We start from the raw sequence: 3,254 nt of genomic DNA, 5'->3' as shown, positions 1-3,254 counted from the left end.
TGAGTCACATTCCCTTATGCCGTGTGTGTATAGTGTCAAATTATGCACCACGTGTTAAGTCGCGTAAGCGTCATTGAGTGTAAGCATATGCTTACGTCGATTTTAAGATAGCCAATATCTCAATCTAAGTTATTGATAAATTTAAAATAATCTTTATAAATACCCTTAATTGTTTAGTACTCCCTATATTAGTTATTAAAAGTGTTAGCGACATTTATTAAATTTAGCAACGCCCTAGTCACCTAAAGTGTCGAATGCTTACGCAACTATTTGCAAAATTTACAACTTATTAACACCAAAGACATGGAAAGATGATTTTTTAGTCTTATGATGTGTATGTAAGAAAATATTTCAGTAATAAGAAACAAATATCGACCTTGGTCATTATTTGACTAAATAGATTGGTAATTATGTACTATTAAAAGTGTACCTGATAAATAACCGTTCCTTATCCACATCACCGGCTACTCCTAGGGAGATTTTATTGTGAAAATTCTATCCGCTTTCTCATTTAAGACCGCGATATCTACGGGTCTGGCGCTGACTTTATTAGGGACGGTGGCTGGCTGCGCCGTTGTTGATCCAGGTTATGGAAATTATCCAATATATGGCGATAGTGGTGATTATGGTAATACTGATTTTAAGCGTGTCAGCCAAACGCTGCGCAATGACCTACGCCGTAAAGGTTATCAAGTGCTAGACATTCGTTCTGATAACTATCGTGGCAACCGTGCTATTACTGCCATCGCTAGAAAGAACAATCAAACCTACGAGCTTAAATATAGCTATCCAGACTTAAGACTCATCAGCTCAAATAAAAGAGGTTCCTCTAATGTTTGGCAAGATGATAGATACGATAAAGACCGTTATGATAAATACGACTATAAGAAAGATAAGTATAGAAACCATGGCAAATATAAAAATAATAAACGCTATAAAAACGATGATATCGAAGACAGTATCAAACGTGATTCTCGTTACCCAGCCATTAAACAGCGCGCCGTCAATAAGGTAAGGTCAATGGGATACCGTGTGGAAGACATTGAATTTGAAGAAAGATTGAAGCCAAACGCGGCTCACAAGAATATGAGATTTTACTTGGCTATCCAAACTTGAATGTGATTAAGATTGATAAAGATTGATATAAACATCGTTTAAAATTTTGTATAAATATTTTATGCCACGCATAAGAGTAGCCGTAAATAAAATAGGTATAAATGGATGAGATAAAGATTTTGGCATCGTTGATGACTTGATGCCCTTGGTCAAATAAGCCAGCCCTTGGTTTATTTGACCATTTTTTTATTGTGTCGTTTCCAGCATAGAACCTTGCTTATATAGACGAGTTACCAATGCCTTTAATAGCATGAGAGGATATTATGAAAAAATATACGTTATTAAAAACCACGGCGGCGAGCAGTATGATTGCCGCGTTACTGTCCATAACGACTGGCTGCGTCACCGCGCCCGGCTACAATGCTTATGGCGACCTTTATGAAGACATTTACAAAGACACTAAAATCTATAAGAAACACAAGAAAACCATCAAGTCTCTTGATAAAGAGCTTTATCAGCCTGCTATCGAGCAGCGCGCGGCCAATCAGGTCAGCAATATGGGTTATCGGGTCAAAGACGTCAAATACAAAAAAGGCGACAGTAAAATAAAAGTAAAAGCTCGCCGCGGCAGTAAAGACTATAAAATCGAGCTTGATTATCCAAGCTACAACGTCATTAAAATCAAAGAAGACTGATAATTTCTGATAATAAATTTAAGATATTAAAAGTCTAATACTTCAATCACATCATAAGCAGGCGTTTCATAAGGATGCGTCTGCTTTAATGCTTCAATCACTGGTTTAATATGTGCGTCGGCTACCACCATCTCCACGCGCCACTCTATAACCGTTTCAAGTGTATCCTGCGCGCCAATATGCGGCTGACTGCCTGCTAATGGCATGAACTGACCGCTGCCCCGCACTTGCCAGCAGCATTGTTCATAGTTACCAATCTTGCCAGCACCCGCCGTAAATAAGGCAGTTTTTACTTGCTCTAGCGCTTCATTGGGAATAAAAACTGTCAATTTATACATCGCTTACCCCTTTCATGCTCTTTAAAAAATTACTAACAATTCTAGATTGACTATTTTTTGGACAGTGAAGGATGGTCGGTCCAAACATAGCGCAGTAACCAGTCTTTTGCCGCGCCCGCATAATCAATGCCAATACGTGGTCGCAGGAATACTGGCGGCTCGCAACCATCGTCCTCAACCCAAAGCCCTGACGCGGGCGTGATAGGCGCACCATATAACTCGCGGTCGATTTGCAGCCTTTTGGTCAGTTTGCCAGGACCTGCAAATTGCTTGGGATCGGTTAGCTGCTTATCAGCGCTCAGTAATTGCTCATCAATTAAGCGCGCGCTATCGTCTGTCAAAAACCCTGCCCGTATTAATACTGCTTCTGGCGACTCTGCCGTTCCGCTCACCAAATTGAGCATATGATGAATACCATAGGTCAGATAGACATAGAACACCCCGCCCTCGCTATACATAACCTCTGTACGCGGCGTGCGCGTGCCAGCATGCGCATGACAAGCGGCATCACCTTCACCAATGTAGGCTTCGGTTTCTGAGATGCGCATCCGTAGGGTTTTTTGCTTACCATCGATATCGATTAGCTGTCGGCATAAAACTTTGCCAATTAAATCTGCCGCTACCACACAGGTCGGGCGGACAAACCAGCTAGGTTCTAAAACCGTGGATTGAGTATCAGATAATTTGGACGATAACATCAAGGGCGACCTTTTTTATAACGGCATTTAACTATCAACGATATAAATTTAGCATAAAAAACTACGTAAGGCGGCTAAGCGTTAGACCTTATTACCTATTGCAACTGTTGCTATACAGACAGTTAACTCATTCTAATAGTAAGCTTAAAACTCGCCAACCAATTTTAAAGTTAAAAAACTAAAAACATCCAACACTAAAAAATACAATCAAAAGGATATAACAATGACTAACTCTAATACTAACAATGATAAGCAGCAAAATAACGATAGCAATAAAAATGCTAGCGAAAAAGATACGAATAAAAACGCAGCTATGAAAGATAACAACACTAATAATGCATCCAAAGACAACGCTACTAATGATTCAAAGGACAACGCCTCAAAAGATAGTCAGTCTAAGACAGACGATAACAGTAAAAACGACAGGGAAAACAATCAGTCACAGATTAAAAACAGCAAAGACGACA

The 3,254-nt window shown here is 39.7% G+C and carries 4 protein-coding genes and 1 pseudogene; 3 read left to right on the top strand and 2 right to left on the bottom strand.

The annotated features are described in order from the left end of the window. The first annotated feature begins 486 nt into the window (after window positions 1–486). Together V7D75_RS11170 and V7D75_RS11165 are read left to right on the top strand one after the other, a co-directional pair. Entirely contained in the window at window positions 487–1,116 is a 630-nt protein-coding gene (locus V7D75_RS11170; protein ID WP_333614616.1) for a hypothetical protein, read from the top strand. A gap of 263 nt (window positions 1,117–1,379) precedes the next feature. Then, complete coding sequence (locus V7D75_RS11165) at window positions 1,380–1,751, top strand: hypothetical protein (RefSeq protein WP_333614615.1); 372 nt, start codon at window positions 1,380–1,382, stop codon at window positions 1,749–1,751. Window positions 1,752–1,777: 26 nt separating this feature from the next. Here V7D75_RS11165 and V7D75_RS11160 read toward each other — a convergent pair whose 3' ends face one another. Further along, the gene (locus V7D75_RS11160; RefSeq protein WP_333614614.1) at window positions 1,778–2,089 is read right to left on the bottom strand and encodes an NGG1p interacting factor NIF3; all 312 of its coding nucleotides are present in this window, start codon (window positions 2,087–2,089) and stop codon (window positions 1,778–1,780) included. Window positions 2,090–2,139: 50 nt separating this feature from the next. Next, window positions 2,140–2,787, bottom strand: a complete 648-nt coding sequence (locus tag V7D75_RS11155; protein ID WP_333614613.1) for a DNA-3-methyladenine glycosylase — start codon at window positions 2,785–2,787, stop codon at window positions 2,140–2,142. A 223-nt stretch (window positions 2,788–3,010) separates the two neighbouring features. Between V7D75_RS11155 and V7D75_RS11150 the strand changes: the two are divergent. After that, window positions 3,011–3,254 (top strand): annotated as a pseudogene (locus tag V7D75_RS11150) (hypothetical protein); the annotation flags it as partial.

The sequence above is a fragment of the Psychrobacter sp. genome (genome assembly GCF_036731945.1).
GTDB lineage: Bacteria > Pseudomonadota > Gammaproteobacteria > Pseudomonadales > Moraxellaceae > Psychrobacter.
This window is presented reverse-complemented; position numbering and strand designations above follow the sequence as displayed.

What these genes read in the sequence shown, in the direction of transcription:
- V7D75_RS11165 (WP_333614615.1), top strand. Translation starts at nt 1,380, where the DNA reads ATGAAAAAATATACGTTATTAAAAACCACGGCGGCGAGCAGTATGATT.
- V7D75_RS11155 (WP_333614613.1), bottom strand. Translation starts at nt 2,787, where the DNA reads ATGTTATCGTCCAAATTATCTGATACTCAATCCACGGTTTTAGAACCT.
- V7D75_RS11160 (WP_333614614.1), bottom strand. Translation starts at nt 2,089, where the DNA reads ATGTATAAATTGACAGTTTTTATTCCCAATGAAGCGCTAGAGCAAGTA.